Genomic DNA, 23,798 nt, shown 5'->3' on the forward strand with positions numbered 1-23,798 from the left:
CCCTGATAGTCAGCAGTCGAAGACTAACCGAGCAGTGCCGGAAGGCGGGGCACAGCCGAGTTCTAGTCATTTGGAGCTGCCACCCTCTACGTACATTGTCTTCCAAGGCGGCTTAGGCCTAACGGCCAGATCGCCAAACTCGAATTCTATTATATTTGTTAAGTACTTCGACGCAGCGCTAGCGCTCAAGTGGGCCTCAGACCACCGCGCGATTTCGGCGGTGTCAAAAACACCCCCTTCAAGATCGCCGACAAAACTGCGGATTGCTTCGGTCAATTCGCTACTGGACCGGTAAGTATGACCTCGCCGAGGACCTTCCCCACTGAGAAGCGTGGCAGCGCCTACACCCTGACTGCAAAGTACTGGAACCCCTGAGAGTAAAGCTTCGCTAACCACTGCGCCCCACCCATCGAAACGGCTAGGTAAGACGAGACCGGAGGCCCGCTCCAACAATGCACCTACTTCTCTGTGCGGGATTGCTCCTAACCATTCAACGTCTGCCGACGCCGGCCAAGTCATCGCAGCTTCTCGTAATTCCCCATCACCGACGATTGTCAATCCGGCGTCTACACCCGAGGCGGACCATGAGTCGACGAGGGCCCTCACGTTCTTTCGTTCGATTAGCTCGCCAATGAACAGCAAATAATTTTGCTCGGCGTTCGTTGGATTATCCGGTTTACGCGGAGTAGTACTCGTCACTTGCGGGAAGTACCCAAACTCGTAAAATCGTTGCGCTTTGGGCCAAGACTTCGAAAATTGACGGACGGCATGGCTGCCGATACCCAGAACAACGACCGAATTGCGATTGGCTCGGAGGATCTCCGGTAGGTACTTGCCCCATCTAAGCGCCGATAGTAGGCGCTTGCTTGGATCCCAGCCTTCGGTTTGAATAATACAAGAAATGCCGGTTTCCCTAAGCGAAGAAAGCACGAACCGAGAGGCTGCGCTCGCACCGTAACCGGACACAACTACCAGTTTTTCAGTGCGTCTTTCCTGGAGCGTGCGTGGCCACGCGTCCGGGTCCCGCACCTCTAGAATCTCAACGCGGCCGAAGTCTGGAGTGCCCCAACCAAGCCGCCTTCGTCTTTCTCCAATCTCGCCTGAGATAACTACACGGACTTCATAGGAGGTTAAGTGGGCAAACTCTGCTATCAGCGGTGCTTGATGGATTGACGGAGAATCAAGCCAGAACTCAACTAAATGAACCACTTGATGCCAGCCTTCCCGTCCATTCCAGATCGACTGTAAACCCTACGCCTTTGTCGAAAACCTCGCCAGCGGGTACCCGTAAGGCCAATGGACCAATCGACAATGTTCCAAAGGAGGAATTTAGGCGAAATTCGCGAATAAACCCAGCATTCAGCCCGCGGCCAACGGTACTTGTGCTTGGCGCCCAACCGAGAAGAATTAGCGCAATATCTTCCGTTGTACTCTCCAAGAGCCCAGGAGCCGCCCTCACTTGTTTAGCCTATCGCTTTGGGGCTGTATCGGATATACGTTCCTTTTTAGCCAGTCACGAGCTGTTTCGTGATCCGTGATGGACTCGATTTCGTCTCGGTCTAGGAAGATGGGGGGTACGCGCACTTCAGATAACGCCCCGTGCTTAGTACTTATGACCGGCTCTTCGGAATCGTCAAACAACTCCTCTGAGAGCTTCTCGTTATCTCGTAGGCCGGTGTACACGATTTCGAGGTTCTTACCAGACTGTTCGATGAGTGTCTTGGCGACGTCAGCGATTTTTATGGGTTCCCCCATGTCCAGCACTAGCGTATCGCCGCTACCACCAACAGCCGCCGCCTGGAGAACTAGTTGGCAGGCTTCCGGAATAGTCATGAAGAATCGGTCCACCTGCGGGTCCGTCACGGTTAGTGGTCCCCCGTCTCTAATTTGTTTCTCGAAGACTGTGAGCACTGATCCGCGAGAACCTAGGACGTTCCCGAAACGCACTGAAACGTACTTCGCCCCAGTCTCGTATGTCGACCTTGCCGCTGTTAACCTTTCCGCAATCCTCTTGCTAGTCCCCAATGACGAACTCGGATTCGCTGCCTTGTCAGTTGATACGTTGATGAAGGTTTCGACGCCACTTTTCGCGGCAGCGTCTAGCAGGTTCAATGTTCCAAGGACGTTTGTCTTAAGCGCCTCCAACGGATAATGCTCCAGGAGCGGCATGTGCTTTAGCGCGGCGGCGTGGAATACTATCTGGGGCTTTCGCAGTTCAAAAATTGCTGTAATCGACTCCCGATCGCGGATCGACGCAAGGATCGTATCGTCGCCGTCTAGCATGGCTTGATCGTGGATTGAAAGCTGAACCGAATGTAGTCCGGATTCGTCACGGTCCAGCATCATGATTTCAGATGGCCGAAATCTAGCAATTTGGCGACACAACTCGGCACCGATGGATCCGCCGGCGCCGGTCACCATTATTCGCTTACCTCGGAGGTATTCAGCAATCTGTGTCTGGTTCAGGTTCGCGGGTTTACGGCCGAGGAGATCGTTGACATTGATCTCTCGAAGCTCGTTAGCCGCGACTCTTCCTCTCATCATGGAATCGAGAGGGGGCAGCACGAGAACATGCAGACCTACTGCTTCGGCACGGTCGCGAATATCGATCAGTTCGTCACCCGGCAAGCTTGGCACAGCAAGAAGTAATGTGGTGGCGCCAGTTTTCTTGGCAATTTCTTCGAGTCTCTCGCGCCCCCCGTAGACGCGAACCCCCTCGATAACCATGTGTCGTTTAGCATTATCGTCATCCAAGATCGCAACTGGATTATACTGCGACACTCTTGAACGACGCAGCTGCCGGACTAGCTGAAGTCCTCCGTCCCCAGCGCCGAATACTAGAGCTCGCTCCGCACCTTCGGCTGCTCCTGCACCGAATAACCTCTTACGTCGTACCAGCGACCTCAGGACGAGAGCGGACAGAATGGTGAATGCGCCCGCGACGATAGGTGTCGAACGGGGTACCCCGTCTATCTGTCCTGCAACGATATGACCAAGGAATATAAGAAGGGTGGAAGTTGCAAAAACGAACGTCACGACGCTGGATTCAAGAACGCTTCCAGGCACGTACCGTCCGCGGTATAACCCAGTGAACCAACCGATGATCCATGTCAGAGCCACCAATGCTGAGAGAACTAAGTAGAAGCGACCAGAACCGAGGCCCCGAGCAAGTTCGTCTACAGCGAAATCGAAACGCATCCACAACGCACCGACAAGCATCACCGACCATAAGAACGCGTCGACAACGATCCATTGTGACGGTTTAGGCCCGACGGCCCGCCAAACTGGGCTAATATTCTGCCCTGCTCGTTCAATGCCGGTCATTATCAGTCCTCGGTTACGCGTGGGGAGGTTTCGGGAGTACGACACCTTCAAGCTTCCCCTGGTGTGGAGCGACTCTTGGACGAGTAATAGTATGTGTCGTAATAGGCGGCCGAGCCCTTCTTCGCAGGCTTATTGGCCACCGATATCAATCCCAGCAGAGTTGCATCTGCCTTTTCTAGATTATCGACTGCATGGGAAACCTGGTCGCTTGTGGTGCGATGCGATCGCACCACAAGAAGCGCTCCATCTGTTGCTCGAGCAAGAATCGCACCGTCGGTCACCGGAAGTAGTGGTGGGGAATCAAAAATCACGTAATCATATATACGGCGGAGTTTATCGATCAATTCAGTAGCCATATCAGACGCGAGTAATTCGGAGGGGTTGGGCGGCAGCGGGCCGCACGCCAGCAGATCCACTCCGTCGTGCCGTGTCTCCTGTACCACGTCCTCAAATTCGGCTTGACCGGAGAGGATATTGGTCAAGCCCACCTTATCCGGCATCGACATGTAGTTGACCACGAGCGGCCGACGGAGGTCCGCCTCGACCAGAAGGACCCGATTGCCCGCCTCCGCGAGAGCGAGCGAGAGGTTAATGGCGGTCTCGGATTTACCCTCCTCAGCCACCGACGAGGTCACGACGATCACGCGCGGGGGGTTGTCAACATTGAGAAACTGCAGGTTTGTCCGTAGGCGCCGGAAAGACTCCGCCGCCGGGGAATGCCCCTCGCGGAATGGGACGAGATGCTCTGCCCCCTTCTCTTTGTCCTCGCTCCTCCGGAAGGGAATCGAACCAACGACAGGCGTACCCGCTATCGCTTCCAGTTGTTCTCTCGACTTGACCCTCCGATCCAGCGCATTGATAAGAAGTGCCAGGCCTACGCCGGCGAGCAAGCCAAGGACGAGTCCGATCGCCACGTTTTGTTCTGTCTTAGGGGCTATGGGAGTTCGCGGCAATTCAGGCGGGCTAATAACAGTGAGCTTTGCCAGGGCAGGACCGCCGCCATCTGGAGTTTCGAGTCGCCTAATTACTTCGGGTAGCACCTCGCCGAACCCCTGCGCAAGGGCAAGAGCTCGTTGGGGTTCGGAATCAGTCACAGCGACGTTCAGTAGTACGGTATTAGCGTCAGCGGCTGCTGAGGTTCGGTTCGTAACCTCGCCGGGATCGATGTTTGCGCCACTTGCCTCCGAGACCTCCGACGCTATGTCAGTGCTCTTTACTAGCGCGGCATACGACTGCACTCGCTGTTGCGCACCAAGCGACCCCTGATACGCCGTTGCGGCAGCATTTTCCCCTCCAGCGACCGTCACGTAAAACTGCACATCGGCCTGATAGGTGGGCGTCGTGAGCAAACTCAAACTTAAGGCCAGGACTCCCCCGACGAGCGTCGAAGCCATTATTGCTATCCAACGGGCACGGAATATTGACAGCAGGTCCCGCAGATCCACTCCAGGTCCTTCCCTCTTGGTAGTTAAAGAATCGACCCAGCTTATTGGATACACATCGGGCCACCTGCTCACACTACTCGGCTGAGGCGCACCTCAACACTGACAGTTCTCGCGATAACAATTAGTTCACCCAACCTGCTGGGGAACGTGTACCAACCGGTGGGTTGGCTGAGCCGTTAGTAGGCGGTTATTTGCCGCAGGCGTTGTGCGTTCGGTGGTAGCTGTGTTCGTGGATGAGGGCAGGTAGCCGGTCCCGCCGCTCGTATCCGCGGATTGACAATGGGGGACCCCAGCTGCCCGCCAGGGTGCGGTGTATGGAATCGATCTTGCCGTTGGTCTGCGGGCGGTCCGATGGGTCCTTCACGATCTGATGCACAGGTCTCGGCATACGCGAAGCCAGATGCGGGCCTTGTAGCAGGAGCCGTTGGCACTAAGCGCGCGTCGTTCGTTGACGCCTCGGTAGGCGAACCACTCCACCCGTTGATCAAGACGGCATCGGCGCGGTCGCACCGGTTTCGTCCCCGTGGATCTGGGAGTAGACCAGCCGGGAGTAATCGCCCAGGATCAAGTGCATGAACGCGTGCCCCATCTTCGAATTGGGTGGAGGACTGCTGCACGAATAGCTGCCAGTCGCGGGCCTTCTTGGGGGTGGCGGAGCGGTTGCGGCGGCCATGCGGTCAGCCAGCGACGTACGTCTTCGCGTCCCAACGTACGAGATCCCCGGGGCGGAAGTGCTCGTAGGGGGCACCAGTTCACTGGCTGCCCGGTCGCAGTACAACAACCGGTTTAGTCGGCACCGGAACTGAACGCGGTGCGCGGACCGAGGAGCGACGCCACACGGTGCGGAAATGCCGACTAGGCCAAGCCGTTTACGGAGGAAAGTGAGACCAAACGTCGGGTCACCTCAGGGCTCGTCTTCCGAGGGCTGCGTCGTGGGCAGCTATATCGATCAGGCATCGGCTCGCCGGCCCGGTAGCGGACAGCCCACCTCTCCACCCTGGGCCAGGAACTAAGAACGAGCGATGACTTAGCCGATTGGTACGCCCTGATCCACCACGAGCTGGGCGACACGGAGACGGTGGCGCGGGGTCAACGCAGCGCTCGCGTGGAACCAACGTCTCCGGTCAGCGAATTCCGATAGATCGAGGGATGTTCTGTGAGAGATCATTCCGGCACCGTGATCAGCACGACAGACCGGCCACGTATTACGTTCACCTGCCGAGTGCTTTCTGCTAGAGGGCCGGGAACCGACAACAAATCCTAGTCTCTGCTGTTCACCAAACACTTCGATATGTCCTCACCCAGCGATCCGCAGAAACCCGTGTAGTTCTCGGGCTAACCGTGCATCAGCCCAATCGGCTTCAGCTCTTCCACGCATCGCTCAGTAAGATGATCCCCGTGAGACCGAGCTTCCGGCGACGCCGAAACGCAGCACTAGCGGCTTTCATCGTCGTCGGGTTGTCGGTGGTGGTTGGGCTGACTACCGCACGATCTGTACTTCTTCCTCGTACCGACTCCCCCAAACACGTCGACGCCATCATTGTCGTGGCCGGGGCACAAGACGACCGCTACGAATACGCGCGGCACCTAGCCCAAGCCGGGGTAGCCGACCGCATCTTGGTTTCTAGGCCCGTTCGACTCAGCGGGTCCTTTGCCACTCTCGTAGATTCCTATTGTGGCTCGGCTCCGTTCGTAGGCCGCGATGGTCGACGTATCGATGTGCAATGCTACCGCCCAGACATCGACACTACTGAGGGCGAGACCACAGCCGCTAACCGCATCGCCAGCAAACTAGGTTATGAGTCAGTCCTTGTGGTGACCTACTGGGGCCACGTCTCGAGGGTACGCATATATTTCGAGCAGTGCTTCGAAGGGGCAGTATTTGTTACCGACACTCCGCGACCACTACCGAATTCGAGAAAAAGCGCGCTTATTCACGAGACAGGTGGCTACTTTAAGGCACTGCTCTCGCCCGCCTGTTGATCCGCTCTGGCCGGGTTTGGTCCGGGAAGCTAGCTGCAAGACCTTGCAGCGGAGACTGCCAGTCAGGCGCCAGACTTCCAAACTGGATTAGTCTCCGCTGGGCCCTTCGTGCAGGTGTCGATGTACTCGTATCTGCTCGGCGTCGCTGCCCCTCGTAAAGTATTGGTCGTCTTCGAGGTCGTGATGACCTCCTGGCACAGCTCGTACTCAAGCTGATGGCCAACTAGTCTGCGTGACGCACCCACTGCCAGGTCCCATTTCGGCAGTCCTCAAGTCTAGGAGAACCCGCCGTCCGAGATTCCCCGAGCAGGCCACCCACCTGAGTCTGGCTGACAGACTCTAGCCAACTCGACCATTGGTGCGAATACAGCGTTTGCGAGGGGGATGTATTGGCCCAGCCTCAGGTCATTTGCCCTCTACAGTCTTGTCTTTCGACCAAGGGAAAGGCCCGGTTAGGTTCATCGGGCTGCGAACCCAACCATTCGGGTACGTTGGGGCGCAATAGTACGCTTACGCACCCGAACAGAAGTAAATTAAATTCAAATCCAAAGAATGGACCATACGGCTCAACTAGCGCCCAGACAAGAAAAATTGAACAAATTAACATCGATGCTGCTACTTCGGGTTGGTAAGCCCTTTCCCCCAACCGCACGAATTGAAGCATCAGAAGCCGAATTGTTAGCCACAAAATAAGCGCGCCAGCCGCAATTCCCCCCAAGGCGGCGAAGTACAGCGGCGCGAAGTGTGCCTGCGTATCACTAACCCCGGTGAGCGGTGATGCCGCGAGCTTGGTCCATGCGTCCGAGAGTAGAGCAGTCCTACCGCTTGTGAATCCACCGTAGCCGTCATCGGCGGGTCCTAGAAGGCGGTCAAGTGTATTGAACCTGCCGGGCGCGGTGGCTTGAAGGGTCTGTCTTACGGCAAGCGCCACGCCGCCAGCGATGAGGAATGCTGGCAGCGGTTTGATCCATCCACGTAAGACGCCCACGAGTAGGGCGAGGGCGAGCCCGATAATGCCGGTACGTCCGCCGGACATAAGAATCCCGATGGAGCAGGCGGCCAGACCCGCAAGAGGCAGAAACTGGCCCCCACGTCGCGACCGATATACGATCAACCACACGATGATGGCGATAGCCAAGTCCATCGACACTCGAATCGAAGAGGATGCCAGCCCTGTAAGCCTGGCTTCGCCAGCATCCTGATTTGGGGTCAGTAGTGTAGCCACTCCGATTCCGGCGGCGTTGCCTACCAGTACAGCCGCGCTGAGTGTGGCAGTGGCAGCGAAGCCGAGAAAGATGGGCCACGGGTTTGGTATGTGAGCGATGACTGTCCATGCGAGAATCGCTGCGCACAACATGACGATCCCCTCTATCGGCAAGTCCCCCCGATACCAGGTAAGTAGTGCGGCCAGGATACCGGTGAGCGCGATAGGAACTGCCCAGGATGGACGCCCTCTCACCGTCGTCTTCCCAATCGCCCAGAGTCGTGCCACCAGTAGCAGTGCGAGCCCATACCGTGCAGCGTCGAAGACTGCAGGCGGCAGGGTGGCGATCGACCAAATTGGGAAGAGCGCTCCAAGCATGAACAAGACTACTGGCACCCGTGGCACTAGTCCGATGAGAAGTATGGCCGTAGCACCTGTCGCCAAGAGTAGGGCTTCAGTCAGTAAAGGCACGACGGGGACATTACCCGCGAAGTCTGAGGCCATGTGAATTTGTTCGAGCCGTCGGCGCCAAGTCACCCCTATACGACGTTTGTGGGCTGCTTCAAAACACCGATTTCTCTCCTGAATCGCACTGGGCCTGATGGATGGTCGGGCTTGGATTCCAATCTGGGCCGGGTCGGACCGCTTCGTAGCGTAGAACGTCTCCCTGAACTCTGCTGGAGCATGTCATTGACGTAGCCGTGCAGCCAGGCGTTGTTCTGCCAGTGGACCCAGCTCAAGCTGGCCAGCTCGACGTGCTCGACGGCCTTCAGCGGCCGCCCCGCGTGGGCAGGGCCGCGGATGAGCTCGGCTTCGTTCAGCCTGTAGGGGCTGATCAGGATCTTCGGCTCAATCGGGTACCCGTCGCGGTCACGTTGCCACAGCGCCATCCGCAGCGGCGTCATCACCACATCCGTGGCCATGGTGGTGGCCGCGTTCCAGGCAACGATCCGCTGGGCGAACACGTCGACGATGAACGCCACGTAGGTGAGGCCGGCTCAGCCACCGTACGCCAGGGTGAGGTCCACATCCGATTGGTGTATGCGGCGACCTGAAGACCTGCATTGCGCAGTCTTGGCAGGCCAACCCAACTGCGTGCCACTCGAACCTCATCTGTTTGACGAACTCGCAGACCACCAGTTGTGGAGCTCAAGCTCACCCGCGAATGGAATCGAGGCGTGCGCATGATCTCGAGGCCCCTGGTCAGCTGCCGGTTCTCGGTCCTGAGGCACCTGACCGCGGCGCTGACGCCGTTCTAGGCGCCAGCGTCGATGTCACACTGCACTGGACCTCCTCCGGAACGTCGCCTTACCCAGCCCTAGAGGCGACCCACCTGGTCGCAGCAGGCCGTCAGAGACGCGTATTCACCACGGAGCTCGGCACCATCCGCACCGCCCGCTCCTTAGTCCCGGTCTCGATCCTTTCCAGCATTCATCCATCCTCCTCAGTTCGAAAAGGTGGCGGCGGGGACCCACGTCAAGTGGATGAATATGCTGGAAATTAGTCCGGCATTGTCAAACGCTAACCATCCGTCGGGGAATCGTTACATCCGTCAAGGACTTCAATTCGAAGATCCGCGCCTTCAACCAAGTTCAGAACCAGCGATCCCACACCGTCGCCTCAACAAGAGCCGCCGACAAAGTCCTACGGTAAGCCAAACGTAAGAGTACTCAATATGTAGACCGCTAACCTTACTGGACGCGTTTGCGATTCCATACTTCTGAACAACAGTTACAATTCACGAATCACTCGTCCCGGAACCCCTCCGACCATTACATTCGGCCCGAATTTTTTTGTAACAACTGAGCCGGCAGCGATTACCGAACCGTAACCGCAGCCTGAACCGGAAATCAGAGTAGCGCCCGTACCGACCCAGGTACCATCACCTATTGATATAGATTTCGAATTGGCGCGATCGGAAGCCCTGCGTTCCGGACCCCCGATAGCGTGACTTCCCACTGTAACGGTTACTCGCGGAGCGATATCACAGTTGGCCCCGATAGCTACTCGGCATAATTTCGTTGAAACGACGAGTGCGCCAATACCTAGCCAAGTGTTGTCGCCGATCGCCACGTTCGGATAGTAAATCCGCGCACCACCGCATATCTTCACATTGGATCCGATATCGAGCCCCGCCAATCGGTACATCACCGACTTGAATCGAAAAAACCTGGTGGCTGGCAGGATGGCAGATACCGTATTCGCAATGTGAAGAAGCCCGTTTCCCATAGAGGAAGCGTAGCGGATCGCATTGCCGGTAGGGCTCGCGCCCCTCTGACCTGTTGGCAGTCAGCGAGCCAATAGAAGCTGGTGCACAAGTAGGTGACATCTGGCCTGCCCTGTCTCAGGTCCCGTTTCGGGGACGGGTGGCTACTTCAAGACCTTCCTCACACCCGCCTGCTGAGCAGAGCAGCCCACCCCGCCCCTGCGCGCGTCGCGCAGTACGCCCCACCCCGACCGAGCCGGACGCCTTTACCTCCGGTTCACACGCCTCCGTAACCTGTATCCGTGAGACCACGCTCCCGACGCCGCCGCAGCATCGTGGTGCTGGCGCTCGTCCTGGTGGTGGGGCTGCTGGTCACGGGTCTGACCGCGGCGCGCGCCGTTCTTTTTCCCCAGGTCGACTCGCCGGAGCGAGTCGACGCGATCGTGGTGGTGGCAGGCTCCAATGACGACCGCTATGTCTACGCCCGCAGCCTTGCCGAAGAGGGCGTGGCCGACCATATCCTCGTCTCCCAGCCGCCGAGCGGGACCGGCCGCTACGCCGCCGCCATCGACTCCTACTGCGCCTCCACCCCGGTCCTCGCCCGCGACGGTCGTCGGATCGACGTCGAGTGCTTTGCCCCCGACGTGGACACCACCGAGGGTGAGACCACCGCCGCCACCCGCATTGCCCGCGAGCGCAAGTACAGCTCACTGCTCGTGGTCACCTACTGGGGTCACGTGTCGCGGGTGCGGATGTACTTCGAACAGTGCTTCGACGGCCCCGTCTACGTGACCGACACGCCCCGGCCCACCTCGATCTCGCGGCGCTACGCCCTGCTGCACGAAACGGGTGGCTACCTCAAGGCGTTCATCAAGCCGGCGTGTTGAGGGTGCATGCCTCGTGGAACGTCGCCCCCTGGAGTGGCGGACCGACGGGGCGCGGGGCACAAAGCTGCAAGGTGGCTTGCCTCCGTGGGCGCTGGTTTCGCAGCCGATTCTCAAACGCCACCGGGTCCGCACCAAGGGATTAATGAGATCAAGACGATTGAGTCGCCGGGGCCGCGGAGGGGGAGCCCGCAGCCGCCGGCGACTCTGTCGCGCACGATGCAGGATCGCGACCATACGCGGTCAGCGTAGTCCGCATCGTTGCGGAGCCGGCAACACCTCGAGGGGGGATAAGGCTACGCCACCGACTGCCAGCGACAATATCCGCCGAGTGGCTACTACACAACTGTCAAGTTCGTATGTGTGGCTAACGAGTTGGGGCCCGTCAGGCCGGACCTCCGCCCCCTTGTCCAGGCCCGCGAGGATCGTCGCGCGGATCCCACCCGGCCGCAGCGACCTCTGCAGCATCAGCACGTCCTTGTAGACCCGCAGCGCACACGGCGGGTCCGACCCACCTGTTGATTTGTCAGCAGTGCGAGTCGATCACGTCCTATGGTCAAGGAACACCTCCGCACTCCCCTCACGAAAGACCACCATGACCACGCAGACCATCGACATCCCGCACCTGGGCGGCTCGACCATCGGCTACCGGTTCGGCCGCGACTACGACCCCTCCCTGCCCACCCTGGTGATGTCCAACTCGTTCACCACCTCCGTCGAGCTGTATCGCCCGCAGTTCGCCGACGAGACGCTCAGTTCACGGATGAACCTGCTGGCGATCGAGCCGTACGGCCACGGCGCCACCCGCTCGCGGTACCGGCACTTCACCTATTGGGACAGCGCGATCGCCAACCTGCAGGTGCTCGACGCGCTGGGTATCGACACGGCACTCGCCCTGGGCACCTCGCAGGGCGGGTGGATCGTCACCCGGATGGCGCTGCTCGACCCCGACGCGATCCGCGGCATCGTCGTGGTCGGGACCTCGATGGACTACGAGAGCAAGGCCAGCATGGAGCGCGGCTGCTGGGACGGCTCCGACTTCTGCAGCCCGGCGATCGACGCACTCGCGGCCCCCGTCGGCGACGACTGGGTGGTCGACGACGACTTCGTCCTGGGTGTCCTCGCCGCCGGCCTCGGCGAGAACGTCTCCGACGCGGAGAAGCAGTTCTGGCTGGAGACCTACCGCACCAACTATCGCGGCGACGACGGCCGGCACCGCCTGCGCACCGCGTCGGTCAACCTCCGCGACCGCGACGGCCTCGAGGCCCGGCTCGACGGCGTCACCTGCCCGGTGCTGTGGCTCCAGGGCACCGCCGATCAGGTGTACTCGGTGGCCAACGCCGAGGACGGCATCACGAGGTTCACCCACTCCCCCTCCGCCGAACTGCAGATCGTCGACGGCGGCCAGCACTTCCTCACGGCCTCCGATCCCGACACCGCCAACACCGCGACCCTGGCGTTCGTCGAGAAGTGGAGTTGACGGCACCGCGCAGTGAGCGACTCCCCGACCGCCTGGACGTACGCGTACTCGTCCCCGAACAGCAGCTGATCGGCCTTCGCCCGCCGGAAGTAGTGATGCAGCGGATGCTCCTCAGCGCTCACGCCTTGACCGCGATCGCTAAAGGCACAGAGATGCCGTTGTCGGCTCACTTCAGCCGGTTCCGCCACCGTGGTGACCGCGGGGCGTGGGGCAAAAGCAACTTTGTCGTCGTCGTCGCCCGCTAATCAACCCGGCGCACGTCGCCCAGATAGGCCAGCGCCGCCACCACCTGGGCGCGCGTCGCGGTGGGCAGGGTCGGATCCTCCAACGGCGCGAAATGCGGCGAGTGGTTGGCCGGGATCTCCTGACTCACCGCGCCGCGGGCCAGTGCGTCCCGGTAGCGGGCCGGGTCGACCGAACCCACGGTCCAGTACGTGTACGGCACCCCGAACGCGTCCGGAATCAGCGAGAAATCCTCCGACGCCGTGACCCGGCTGGCCTCGTACACCGCGCGCGGCCCGAAGTGCTCGACGAACGCCTCGGTGACCGTGTCCGTGACCGCCGGATCATTGCTGGTGAGCGGGTACTGGTCGTAGTAGTGGAACTCCGGCTCGGCCGGGGCTCCGGCACCCGCGCACTCGGCGCGAACGATCCGCTCGATCGCCGCGATGACCTGCTCGCGCACCGTCAGATCGTAGGTGCGGATGTTGAGCAGCACTTCCGCCGAGGCCGGGATGATGTTGGCCTTGGCGCCGGCCGTGAGCGAGCCGACCGTGAGCACCGCGAACGTCCCCGGCTCAACCTCACGCGAGACGACGGTCTGCAAGCGCAGGACAATCGACGACGCCAGGACGACCGGGTCCACCGCCGTGTGCGGCATCGAGCCGTGAGCGCCCCGTCCGTGGATGGTGATCTTGAGCGAGTCGCCAGCCGAGAGCACCGGGCCCGTCACCGTACCGATCGTGCCGGCCGCCGCAGGCATCACATGCTGACTCAGCGCCACGTCCGGCCGCGGGACCCGCTCAAGCAGGCCGCCATCGATCATCGCCCGGGCGCCGTCGGCCGTCTCCTCCCCCGGCTGGAACACCGCGATGTAGGTGCCCGACCAGGCGTCTCGGTGCTCGGCCAGGATGCGGGTGGCCCCCAGCAGCGCCGCCGCGTGCGCATCGTGGCCGCACGCATGCATGACGCCCGGTGTCTGGGAGGCATACTCCAGTCCCGTGTCCTCCTGGATCGGCAGTGCGTCGATGTCGGCGCGTGCGAAGACGGTGGGGCCTTCGGCAGGTGGGGCGTCGGCGGCGGCGGGTCTCGTGCCGGCGGGGCCCGGGTTGCTGATGACCGACACGACGCCCGTCCCGCCGATGCGCTGGGACTCCAGGCCCAGCGCAGTGAGCTCCTGCTCGATCCGGTCCGCCGTCGCGTGCTCGGCCATGCTGAGCTCCGGGTGGCGGTGGAAGTGGCGGTAGAGGTCGCGAAGCCACGGAAGGTGGGTCGAGACGGCGGACTCGAGGGTGGCGGGACTTGCGATGGTGGGCATGACTACCACCTTCCTCCACTTCTCTCGATCGAGTCCTCCGAAATGCGTCTCGAGCGCCCCTGTTCGGTGACTACTATCGCGAGCAGATCCAATGACTGTGCACGACGCTAACTTGAATAGTTCGGAGCTGTCTTGACCTCTGCTGTCGCCAATATCGCCGCCTGGACGTTCGTCGCAGAGTGTCCGATTCCCGACGATATCGGGCCTCTGCTCGTTCAGGGTGAGCAGCCGATCGCTGCGTACAAGACATTCGCGACTCGGCGATCTTCACCACCAAGCGCCTCATCGTGCGGGACGCGCAGGGACTGACAGGTAAGAAGGTCGAGATCTACTCTCTGCCATATAACGCGATCAACATGTGGTCGTCTGAGAACGCGGGGAGGATGCTCGACTTCAACTCCGAGCTCGAACTGTGGACACGAGCCGGCCACATCAAGATCAACCTGAACCGGGGAGTCGACATCCGAAAGCTCGACCACCTCATCGCGCGTGTCGTCCTGAACGGGTAGCCCGTCGCTAGACGTTGCAGCTAGGCCGACTTCCTTGTCGGAGCCTTCTTCGCTGCACTCTTCTTAGCCGTCGACTTCGTGGCCGTCGACTTTTTCGCCGGCTCCTTCTTTGCCGCTGCCTTCTTGGCAGGAGCCTTCTTCGCCGCGGTCTTCTTGGCCGGGGTCTTCTTCGCCGGGGCCTTCTTCGCCGAGCTCGAACTGCTCTTCTTGGCCGACGACCTCTTCGCGGAACCGGAGTCCTCGTCGTCGTCATCATCGGAGCTGGCGTCGGTGTCGCCGCCGCGGTCCTTCACGCTCGCGCGCAGGGCGGCGAGCAGGTCGGCGACCTCGTCGTCACCGTCATCGTCGCCCGAGGTGTCCTTCTCCTCGACCGTGAACGCCTCTCCCCCGGCCGCCTTGGCCTCGATGAGCTCCTTGAGCTGATTCTGGTAGTCGTCCTCGTACTTCTCCGGCTCGAAATCCGCCGCCATCGTCTCGATGAGCGAGGCCGCCATCTTTACCTCCTGCGGCCGGACCTTTGCCTCCTTGTCCAGGCCCTCCAGGATCGCCGGGCGGATCTCATCCGGCCACAGCAACGTCTGCAGCATGAGGATGTCCTTGTACACCCGCAGCGCACACAGCCGAGTGCGATTGCGCAGCGTGAACGTGCAGATCGCCAACCGGTCCGTCGACTGCAACGCCTCCCGCATCAACACGTACGCGCGGTTCGACCGCGACGCCGGCTCCAGGAAGTAGGCGCTGTCGAAGGCCACCGGATCCACCTGGTCGGCCGGGACGAATTCCGTCACCTCGATCTCGTGGGACTGCTCCACCGGCAGGCTCGCCAGGTCCTCCTTGGTCAGGATGACCATCTCGCCGTCCTCCGACTCGTACGCCTTGGCGATGTCGGAGAACTCGACCTCCTCACCGTTGTCGTCCCGCACCTTCTTGTAGCGGATGCGCACGCCGTCCTTCTTATCGACCTGCCGCGCATGCAGATCGTGGTCCTCCGTCGCCGAATACACCTTGACCGGCACATTCACCAGACCAAAGGAGACCTCGCCCTTCCAGATGGATCGCATATAGGGAGTATGCGATATCGGGGCGTGTGGCGCCGCCGGTCGCAGGCAGGCGCACCTGGAATGCTGTGGTGCATGCCCGCCGACGTCGGTCCCCTCCTCCTGCTGATCGCGGCGGCGTCCGTCATCCTGGGCACGGTCCTGCAGCGGGTCAGCGGGATGGGCGTCGGGCTCGTGGTCTCGCCGACATTAGCGCTGCTCCTGGGGCCCGTCGCCGGGGTGCTGCTGACCAACCTCACTACCACCGTCTCCGCGGCCCTCATCGCGATCACGCTGTGGCGCGACATCGACTGGCGGCGGTATCTCCACCTGGCACCGCTGATCGTCGTGGGGTCCGTGCCCGGCGCCCTCCTCGTGGGCGCTGCCGACCGCGCCTGGCTGGAGGTCATCATCGGGGTGGCCCTGCTCGGCACGCTGCTCACCACGGCCCTCGTGCGGATCCCGCCGGTCAGCGGCCCCGTCCCGGCCTCGGTGGCCGGCACCGCCGGAGGATTCCTCAACACCGCCGTGGGCGTGGCCGCGCCCGCGATGCTCGTCTACGCGCAGGCGACCAACTGGAACCAGCGGTCCTTCGCCGCCACCCTGCAACCGATCTTCTGCACCATGGGCGCGGTCTCGGTGCTGACCAAAGTCGGCCTCGGAGCGGCGCCGCTGTCCGCGCTGCCGCCCGCGGGGGTCATCGCGCTGATCCTCGCGATGGTGCCGATCGGCATCGTGGTCGGCGGGCGGGTGGCCCGGCGGGTCTCCGCCGAGGCGGGTCGCCGGGTCGCCGTCGTCGTGGTCGCCACCGGCGCACTGATGCTCCTGGGGCGCGGTCTCGCCGGCGTGACCGGGGTGTTGTGAAACCTCATCCCCGGAGGGAATCGGCGAGCCGGGCTGCGGAACTCGGTCGGGTACCTGACGTCGTCGTCGTCATCACTCCCCCACCTAAGCGCCCCGCCGCCCCCGAAAGGACCGGATACACCTTCACCGGCTGGTACACCTCCCCCGACGGCGGCGAGCCCCTCGACCCCGAGACCCCGCTCACCGAAGACCTCACCGTCCACGCCGGGTGGCGACCGGACAGCGTGCCGGCCACCCCCGTCACCCCGGCATCGGGCTCCCTGTCTGGCGGCAGCCTCGAGATGCTCATCGCGGTCGCCCGTCAGGGCTGACCGGTCACCACCTGTAGTCGAGGAACTTGCCGTCGAGCGTGATGACCACCCGGTCGCCGTCCGGGTCCGGCCGGCGGCGGAAGTCCACCTGGAAGTTGATGGCGCTCATGATGCCGTCGCCGAACTCCTCGTGAATGAGCGACTTGAGGGCCGGGCCGTACACCGACAGCGCCTCGGAGAGCCGGTAGATGGTCGGGTCGGCCATGTCCTCGGCCGGCGTGCCGCGGCTGGGCTGCAGCGCCAGGCTCTCGGCCACGTCCTCGCCCAGGCCGAGCAGCTCGCACACCGACCGCGCCTGCTCGGCCGTCATCGGGTGCTGGCCGAGCAGCGCCGCGGTGGTCCACACCAGCGGAGCGTTGAGGTGTTCGGCCAGCTCGGCCCACGTGCGGCCCTGGCGGATGCGGGCGGAGTCGACGTGCGCGGCGGCGTCGCGCTTGGACATGATCGGGGTCATCGGAGGTCCTCCTGGTGGGTGGGACGGCAGTGAGGTGGGGTGGCGGTGAGGGGCGGTCGCGGTGACGTGCGGGCGCGTCAGGCCGGGGCGCCGGCGGGTTCCACGTCGGCCTGGGCGGGCTCGGCCTGCAGCGGCCGCCGCGCCTTGGTACGGGCGTGGGTGACGTAGAGGGTCAGGCCCACGAAGAGCAGTCCACCGACCAGGTTCCCGGCGACCGTCGGGATCTCGTTCCACACCAGGTAGTCACCCAGTGAGAACTCGCCTCCGAGCATGAGTCCGGTCGGGAACAGGAACATGTTGACCACCGAGTGCTCGAACCCCATGTAGAAGAACAGCATCACCGGCATCCACATGGTCAGCGCCTTGCCACTCACGCTGGTCGACATCATCGCGGCCACCACGCCGGTGGAGACCATCCAGTTGCACAGCACGCCACGGAAGAACAGGGTCAGCATCCCGGCCGCACCGTGCTCGGCGTAGCCCAGGGTCCGGGCTTCACCGATCTCCCCGAGCCGCTGGCCCACCGCGTCGGGTGCGACGTTGAAGCCGTAGGTGGTGATGAACGCGATGAGGAATGCCACGGTGAGGGCGCCCGCGAAATTGCCGACGAAGACCAGGCCCCAGTTCCGCAACATCCCGCCGACCGTCACTCCCCGGCGCTTGTCGAGCAGCGCCAGCGGCACGAGTGTGAACACCCCGGTCAGCAGGTCGAAGCCGAGCAGGTACAGCAGGATGAAGCCGACCGGGAAGAGCACCGCCCCGAGCAGCGCGCTGCCGGTCTGCACGGTGACCGTGACGGCGAACGCCGCGGCCAACGCCAGGATCGCGCCGGCCATGAAGCCGCGGATCAGGGTGTCGCGGGTGGACATGTGGACCTTCTTGGCCCCGGCCTCGATCATCGCCCGGGTGAAGTCTTTGGGTTCGACGTAAGACACTTCGGTCTCCTCCAGCTCTGCGGTGCTGCTCGGATGAGCTGCCACTGAGTCTGGCGTGGCCGTGTGACGTGATCGTTTCGTGGGGAGAGCGGGTGGTAACCGAGGGCTCACCGGGCTGGAGAGTGGCGGTGAGGGTGTGAGGCGAGGTTGATGGGTGGCGGACCGACTCCCCTCGCGACACGCGAGGCGTTTGGACACGCATTCACCTGCTGTGACCGGATCGGCGAGACCCCGCTACTGCACCTAGGCTGTTGCGATTCGCCGGGTCCGCGACCCGACTTGTACCTATGTGAATGAGAACCACATCGTCACAGTAAAGTCCTTTTCATGCCTTCTCCCGCCCCTCGTCGCGCAGGCCTCACTGCGAGCACTGCATATGTCCTCATCGGCGCGCTCCTGGTTGTTGTCGTCTTACTCGCGGTCATCGTCGCCCTGTTGGTGACCAGAGGTTCCGGTAGCGCCACCTCTGGCAGGGGCGACATGACGGGCAACAGTGCGGCTCCGGGGTCGGGGCCAAATTACGTCGGCAAGCGCCCCTCTGACATTGGCGCCTACTTCGGAGACACCGTTTCGTTCAATGGCATCGAGGTGACCGCCTCGCCATTCGAGTTCAACCCATCAGAAAGCTGGTATTCGCGGAACGCCTATTGCACAACAGTCACGGTCGCGAACAACTCAAGCGAGCCTTTCGAAGTCGGCCCGTCCGACTTCGCCAATCACTCGGACATCGGCAAGAGCAAGACCCCCAACGAATTGAACGAGATTGATCGCCTCGAGGACCAGCTGGTTCCTGTCGGCGGAAGCACTCTGGGGTCACTGTGTTACGCGGTGACGTCCGTCAACGACGGCCACGACGACCCGGACTTCATCTATGAAGGTGTGGGCCTTGGAGGAACCCGGATCGGCTGGACATCAGGCGCTTAGTCCATCCATATAGTCGGAACTCGCACCCGCGCGATCACTGCTGGGCGGACGTAGTGGCCTGAGCCCAGGCCTCACCGACGCCAACTCGTTCTTCGATACGAGCCTCGACCACGCCGGCACGGGAATCCGTTCCTGGGCGGCTGAAGTCGTTGTCGTCGTCGTATTAACCACCGTGACCCCCCGCCGAGGGGTCAGCGGCTGCGCCACCTCCACCGATCGGCCACGGTTGTTCCGAACTGGTGGATGGCTACCATGCGAACAACCAGTGACTCGTGTCAACAACCAAGCGGAGCGGCCCCGAACTTCTGCCGGCTCCGCGGGAAAGAGAAGCAGTGAGCGATGCATCCGGATCCGTCCGCGCCGTCGGAGTGACGACCTACGGGGGCCCAGACGCTCTGCAGGTCGTTGACATCCCAGCTCAGGAGCTCGGGCCGACCGAGGTCCGCGTGCGGGTCACGGCCGCCACCATCAACCCCACCGACACCTACACGCGCAACGGTTCCCGTTCGAAGACCGGAACCCCGCGCGGAGCTGCGGACGTCCCGGGCATGGACATCGCGGGAACGCTCGTCGAGATCGGCGAGGACGCCACGACCTCCCTGTCGGTCGGCGACCGGGTCATGGGGATCGTGGTGCCCCGCGACGAGCACGGAGCGTATCGCGAGGACATCGTCCTCCCCGCGAAGTCGATCGCCGGCGCACCCCGCGATACCGACGACGTCGCCGCGTCGACCCTTCCGATGAACGGCCTCACCGCCCGGCGCGCTCTCGACCTCCTCGATCTCCAGCCCGGACAGACTCTTGCGGTCACCGGAGCGGCCGGCTCGACCGGCGGATACGTCATCCAGCTGGCCAAGCACGACGGCCTCGTCGTGGTCGCCGACGCGTCCGAGGCGGACGAAGCCCTCGTCCGGTCGCTCGGCGCCGATCAGATCGTCCGACGCGGCGAGGGCGTCGCCGACCGCATCCTCGAGCTCTACCCCGACGGCGTCGACGGCCTCTTCGACGGCGCCGTCCAGGACGCGGCCGTGCTCCCCGCGGTCAAGACCGGCGGCGGAGTCGCGACGGTCCGGTGGTACCAGGGCGACGGCAAGCGCGACCTGAAGGTCCACGCCGTGAGCGTGGCGGATATGGCCAAGGAGCAGGGCAAACTCGACGAGCTTCGGCAGCTGGCGGAAGACGGCGTGGTCACTCTCCGGGTTGCGGACAGCTACGCGCCCGAGGATGCGTGGCGCGCCCACGAACGACTCGAAGCCGGCGGCACGCGCGGACGGCTGGTCATCGACTTCACGAGGTGAGGCACGGGCAGGTGGCCCCGCGGATCGGTGATGTGCACCGCGCCGCGGGCTTGTTCATCCCGAGGGACACAATGGAGCCATGGCTTCTCCTGAACAGCGCGCACAGTTCGAGCGTTTCGCGCCGCTCCTGGTCCGCGAGGGCGTCGATGTGCGAACCGCGTCCGTCGCCGACCTCGAGGCCGGGATGGAACGCGCACAGCAGCGCCACAAGTCCGCCGTCGAGCAGGTCCGGGCCGTTCTGGACGCCCACGCGCGGGGCGACACCTCTGCCGCCGGCGAGCTCCTCGAGGTCCTGGAGATGACTGCCGATGCCTCTCCCCCGCCGATCCCCGACGCCCTGACCGTGGCCTCCCGCTTCGCCCAGCTCGCCCAGTCGGTGGCGCCGGAGCTGCCCGCCGCCGTCATCGCCAAGGTCCGCGACAGCGCACGGCTGCCTGACGCCCCAGACGGCATGGCGGACCTGTGCGATGCGGTCCTGCTGGACTGCGACGCCGCCTCCGGAATGCGCACCGTGATCGGCGAGCACGGGCCGGCGTCCGGCCTCTACGCGGCCGCGGCCATGACCAGCGCGGTGTTCGGCCTGTGGTCGAAGCACTCGGGGCAGTCGATGGACGAGCTCATCGGTAGCCACGCCTGACCGGAGGCCCTGCACGGCGACGGCGATTCAGCTACTGAGCCGGTCGCCAGTGTCCGACACAAGTGCCAGAGTGGACCCATGGCGACCAAGGGGAAAAAGGAGTCGGTCGAAGTCGACGGGCGCACCATCCGGTTCACCCACCCCGACAAGGTGCTCTACGAAGCCACCGGCACCACCAAGGCCGATGTGCTGGAGTACTACCAGGCGGTCGCCCCGCTGCTGATCACCTACGCGGGCCGGCGGCCGGTGACGCGCAAGCGCTGGCCCGACGGGACCGGCGAGGACTCGTTCTTCGAGAAGAACCTCCCCTCCCACGCGCCCGACTGGGTGCCGCGCGTCGCGATCGAGCACTCCTCGCGCACCGTCCGCTACCCGGTGCTGGACTCCCCCGCCACGCTCGCCTGGTTCGCCCAACAGGCCGCCCTTGAGCTGCACGTGCCCCAGTGGACCCTTGAGAACGATGAACCGGGCCGGACGCGCCGGATCGTGATCGACCTCGATCCGGGCCAGGACGTGGATCTGGATACGACGGCGAAGGTGGCCCTCCGCGTCCGCGACCTGCTGTCCGAGGCGGGACTCGACTCCTTCCCTGTGACATCCGGGTCCAAGGGGATCCACCTCTACGCCCGCCTGGAGAAGGCCGTCACCGCCGCCAGCGCCTCCAAGGTGGCCAAGCAGATAGCGCAGTCGCTCGCCAAGCAGACCCCCGACCTGGTCACGGCCACCATGACGCGGTCCATCCGTGACGGCAAGGTGTTCGTGGACTGGAGCCAGAACAGCGGCGCCAAGACCACCGTCGCGCCCTACTCCTTACGCGGGCGGGCCGAACCGTGGGTCGCCGCTCCCCGCTCGTGGGAGGAACTCGGCGACGGCGGACTCGCGCACCTGCACTGGGACGAGGTCCTCAAGCGGCTGGACTCCGACGGCGACCTCCTCGACGGGCTCGAGGGCTCAGGTTCCGGTCCCGGTTCGGCCAAGAAGAAGCCGACCACGAAGTCGGCCGCGAAGAAGACTCCGGCGAAGAAGGCTGGATCCGAAAGCGGGAAGTCCTCGGCCGGTTCGGCCTCGCGGGCCAAGAAATCGGGGGGCGGCAAGAAGAGCTCGTCGTCGTCGTCCGATGACGAGGACCCCGAGCCCGCCGACACCAGCGCGACCGACGTCGAGGGCTGCGACGCCGAACCCGCCAGCGAGGACGCCGTGGTCACGAGCCTGGCCGAGTACCGGCGCAAGCGGGATCGCCGGAACACGCCGGAGCCGTTCGAGGGCGAGGTCGAGACCGATCGCGACGACGTCGACGGGCCGATCTTCGTCATCCAGGAGCACCACGCCCGGCGCCTGCATTTCGACCTGCGGCTCGAGCACCACGGGGTGCTGGCGTCGTGGGCCGTGCCCAAGAACCTGCCGACCGAGCCCAAGGACCGAAGGCTGGCGGTGAACACCGAAGACCACCCACTCGGCTACGAGACGTTCGAGGGCACCATCCCCAAGGGCGAGTACGGCGCCGGCCACATGACCATCTGGGATCAGGGCTGGTACGAGTGCGAGAAATGGCGCTCCGACGAGATCATCGTGTGGCTGCACGGCGACAAGGTCTCCGGCCGCTACGTGCTCGTGCGCACCAGCGCGGAGAAGAACCAGTGGATCGTGCAGTACATGAAGGACCAGTCGCCCGACTCCTTCTACGGGGGGCGCGACAACCCCAAGTCGTCATACCCGGAGGGCGATAAGCGGGCGCGCAGCTCGGGCAAGGGGTCGGCCCGGCGCTCGGGCGGCCGATCGTCCGGCGACTCGGGCAGCGGGCCCGGCGGCGCCGACCGGCCTGACGCTCCCCCGCTGCCGATGATCCCCACCGCCGCCACGGTGACCGAGCTGCCCGACGACAAGTGGGCGTTCGAGGGCAAGTGGGACGGCTACCGGGTGACCATCGCGACCAGCGGCGCCGGCGGGCAGGCGCGCCTCGTCAGCCGCAACGGCAACTCGATGGACTGGTTGACCGACGGCTTCCCCGGGCTGGCCGACGCGCTCGACCGGCCCGCGGTGATCGACGCCGAACTGGTGATCCTGGGCTCCGACGGCGTCCCGGACTTCGCATCACTGGCCAAGCAGGCGGCGGCGGAGGGGCAGGACTCGTCGCTGCCCGCCGTGGAACTGTTCGTCTTTGACGTGCTGGAGGTCGACGGCGTGGACCTGCGGACACAGACGTGGGAGCGGCGCCGCGAAGTGCTGGACCTGCTCACCCCGGCGCTGACCAGCGTGGATCGGGTGCACGTGCCCGAGGTGCTCGACGGCCCCGGAGACCGCGCCCTGGCCGAGGCGGAGGAGTTCGGCTGGGAGGGCATCGTCGCCAAACGTCGGGACTCCCGGTACGAGTCCGGGCGGCGGTCCAAGGCGTGGCTCAAGGAGAAGCTGCTCACCACAACCGAGGCCGTGGTGGGCGGCTGGCGGCCGGGCAAGGGCGGGCGCTCCGGTTCACTCGGCTCACTGCTGCTGGGCCTGCCCGCCGAGACGGGCCTCACCTACATCGGCCGCGTGGGCACCGGCTTTAGCGACAAGCAGGCCCGCGCACTGCTCGACGAGCTCGAACCACTGACGCGCAAGACCAGCCCGTTCGTCGAACAACTGCCCGCCGATGCTCGCCGCGACGCCATCTGGGTCCTGCCCAAGCTCGTCGTGGAGGTCCGCCACCAGGGCTTCACCGACGACGGCCACATGCGCCAGTCCTCCTGGCGCGACATCCGGCGCGACAAGCTGCCGGGGGATCTGTAG

Annotated in this window: 17 protein-coding genes and 2 pseudogenes; 9 read left to right on the forward strand and 10 right to left on the reverse strand. The window is 63.5% G+C overall.

Going from position 1 to position 23,798, the window contains the following annotated elements; all coding sequences use genetic code 11:
• Positions 1-66: 66 nt before the first annotated feature.
• From L8M95_RS17580 to L8M95_RS17585, 6 genes and pseudogenes are all read right to left on the reverse strand, one after another.
• The gene (locus L8M95_RS17580; protein ID WP_396119583.1) at positions 67-1,209 is read right to left on the reverse strand and encodes a glycosyltransferase family 4 protein; all 1,143 of its coding nucleotides are present in this window, start codon (positions 1,207-1,209) and stop codon (positions 67-69) included.
• 246 nt (positions 1,210-1,455) lie between these two features.
• Entirely contained in the window at positions 1,456-3,324 is a 1,869-nt protein-coding gene (locus L8M95_RS06660; protein WP_260488704.1) for a nucleoside-diphosphate sugar epimerase/dehydratase, read from the reverse strand.
• A gap of 47 nt (positions 3,325-3,371) precedes the next feature.
• Positions 3,372-4,769, reverse strand: coding sequence for a polysaccharide biosynthesis tyrosine autokinase (locus tag L8M95_RS06665; RefSeq protein WP_260488705.1), 1,398 nt, complete (start codon positions 4,767-4,769; stop codon positions 3,372-3,374).
• A gap of 187 nt (positions 4,770-4,956) precedes the next feature.
• Positions 4,957-5,937, reverse strand: a pseudogene (locus L8M95_RS06670) (IS481 family transposase).
• Between the two features lie 1,215 nt (positions 5,938-7,152).
• Positions 7,153-7,977: an O-antigen ligase family protein gene (locus L8M95_RS06680; protein WP_260488707.1), complete on the reverse strand. Its 825-nt coding sequence runs from the start codon at positions 7,975-7,977 to the stop codon at positions 7,153-7,155.
• Between the two features lie 518 nt (positions 7,978-8,495).
• Entirely contained in the window at positions 8,496-8,939 is a 444-nt protein-coding gene (locus tag L8M95_RS17585) for a hypothetical protein (protein ID WP_396119586.1), read from the reverse strand.
• Positions 8,940-10,464: 1,525 nt separating this feature from the next.
• Between L8M95_RS17585 and L8M95_RS06690 the strand changes: the two genes are divergently transcribed.
• Complete coding sequence (locus L8M95_RS06690; protein WP_260488708.1) at positions 10,465-11,049, forward strand: ElyC/SanA/YdcF family protein; 585 nt, start codon at positions 10,465-10,467, stop codon at positions 11,047-11,049.
• A gap of 592 nt (positions 11,050-11,641) precedes the next feature.
• On the forward strand, positions 11,642-12,526 hold the full coding sequence (locus tag L8M95_RS06695) for an alpha/beta fold hydrolase (protein WP_260488709.1): 885 nt from the start codon (positions 11,642-11,644) through the stop codon (positions 12,524-12,526).
• 241 nt (positions 12,527-12,767) lie between these two features.
• Here L8M95_RS06695 and L8M95_RS06700 read toward each other — a convergent pair whose 3' ends face one another.
• Positions 12,768-14,063: an amidohydrolase gene (locus tag L8M95_RS06700; RefSeq protein WP_260488710.1), complete on the reverse strand. Its 1,296-nt coding sequence runs from the start codon at positions 14,061-14,063 to the stop codon at positions 12,768-12,770.
• A 132-nt stretch (positions 14,064-14,195) separates the two neighbouring features.
• Between L8M95_RS06700 and L8M95_RS06705 the strand changes: the two are divergent.
• Positions 14,196-14,572 (forward strand): annotated as a pseudogene (locus L8M95_RS06705) (PH domain-containing protein).
• 20 nt (positions 14,573-14,592) lie between these two features.
• Here L8M95_RS06705 and L8M95_RS06710 read toward each other — a convergent pair.
• The gene (locus tag L8M95_RS06710) at positions 14,593-15,633 is read right to left on the reverse strand and encodes a Ku protein (RefSeq protein WP_260488711.1); all 1,041 of its coding nucleotides are present in this window, start codon (positions 15,631-15,633) and stop codon (positions 14,593-14,595) included.
• Positions 15,634-15,705: 72 nt separating this feature from the next.
• On the opposite strand from L8M95_RS06710, the gene L8M95_RS06715 reads away from it, so the two are divergent.
• Positions 15,706-16,473 (forward strand): sulfite exporter TauE/SafE family protein, encoded by a 768-nt coding sequence (locus L8M95_RS06715; RefSeq protein WP_260488712.1) that lies wholly within the window; start codon positions 15,706-15,708, stop codon positions 16,471-16,473.
• Entirely contained in the window at positions 16,470-16,784 is a 315-nt protein-coding gene (locus tag L8M95_RS06720) for an InlB B-repeat-containing protein (RefSeq protein ID WP_260488713.1), read from the forward strand. The genes L8M95_RS06715 and L8M95_RS06720 overlap by 4 nt, the downstream gene beginning before the upstream one ends.
• A 4-nt stretch (positions 16,785-16,788) precedes the next feature.
• Here L8M95_RS06720 and cynS read toward each other — a convergent pair whose 3' ends face one another.
• On the reverse strand, positions 16,789-17,238 hold the full coding sequence (cynS, locus tag L8M95_RS06725; RefSeq protein ID WP_260488714.1) for a cyanase: 450 nt from the start codon (positions 17,236-17,238) through the stop codon (positions 16,789-16,791).
• 77 nt (positions 17,239-17,315) lie between these two features.
• Entirely contained in the window at positions 17,316-18,173 is an 858-nt protein-coding gene (locus L8M95_RS06730) for a formate/nitrite transporter family protein (protein ID WP_260488715.1), read from the reverse strand.
• A 327-nt stretch (positions 18,174-18,500) separates the two neighbouring features.
• Here L8M95_RS06730 and L8M95_RS06735 point away from each other — a divergent pair, with 327 nt between their 5' ends.
• The 4 genes from L8M95_RS06735 to L8M95_RS06750 all read left to right on the forward strand — a co-directional run bounded on the left by L8M95_RS06735 (position 18,501) and on the right by L8M95_RS06750 (position 23,798).
• Positions 18,501-19,097 carry a DUF4352 domain-containing protein gene (locus L8M95_RS06735; RefSeq protein ID WP_260488716.1) on the forward strand — a complete coding sequence of 199 codons (597 nt, stop codon included), beginning with the start codon at positions 18,501-18,503 and terminating at the stop codon, positions 19,095-19,097.
• A 332-nt stretch (positions 19,098-19,429) separates the two neighbouring features.
• The gene (locus L8M95_RS06740; protein ID WP_260488717.1) at positions 19,430-20,395 is read left to right on the forward strand and encodes an NADP-dependent oxidoreductase; all 966 of its coding nucleotides are present in this window, start codon (positions 19,430-19,432) and stop codon (positions 20,393-20,395) included.
• A 79-nt stretch (positions 20,396-20,474) separates the two neighbouring features.
• The gene (locus L8M95_RS06745; RefSeq protein ID WP_260488718.1) at positions 20,475-21,032 is read left to right on the forward strand and encodes a hypothetical protein; all 558 of its coding nucleotides are present in this window, start codon (positions 20,475-20,477) and stop codon (positions 21,030-21,032) included.
• Positions 21,033-21,110: 78 nt separating this feature from the next.
• Positions 21,111-23,798: an ATP-dependent DNA ligase gene (locus tag L8M95_RS06750; protein ID WP_260488719.1), complete on the forward strand. Its 2,688-nt coding sequence runs from the start codon at positions 21,111-21,113 to the stop codon at positions 23,796-23,798.

The sequence above is a fragment of the Dietzia sp. B32 genome, assembly GCF_024732245.1.
GTDB lineage: Bacteria > Actinomycetota > Actinomycetes > Mycobacteriales > Mycobacteriaceae > Dietzia.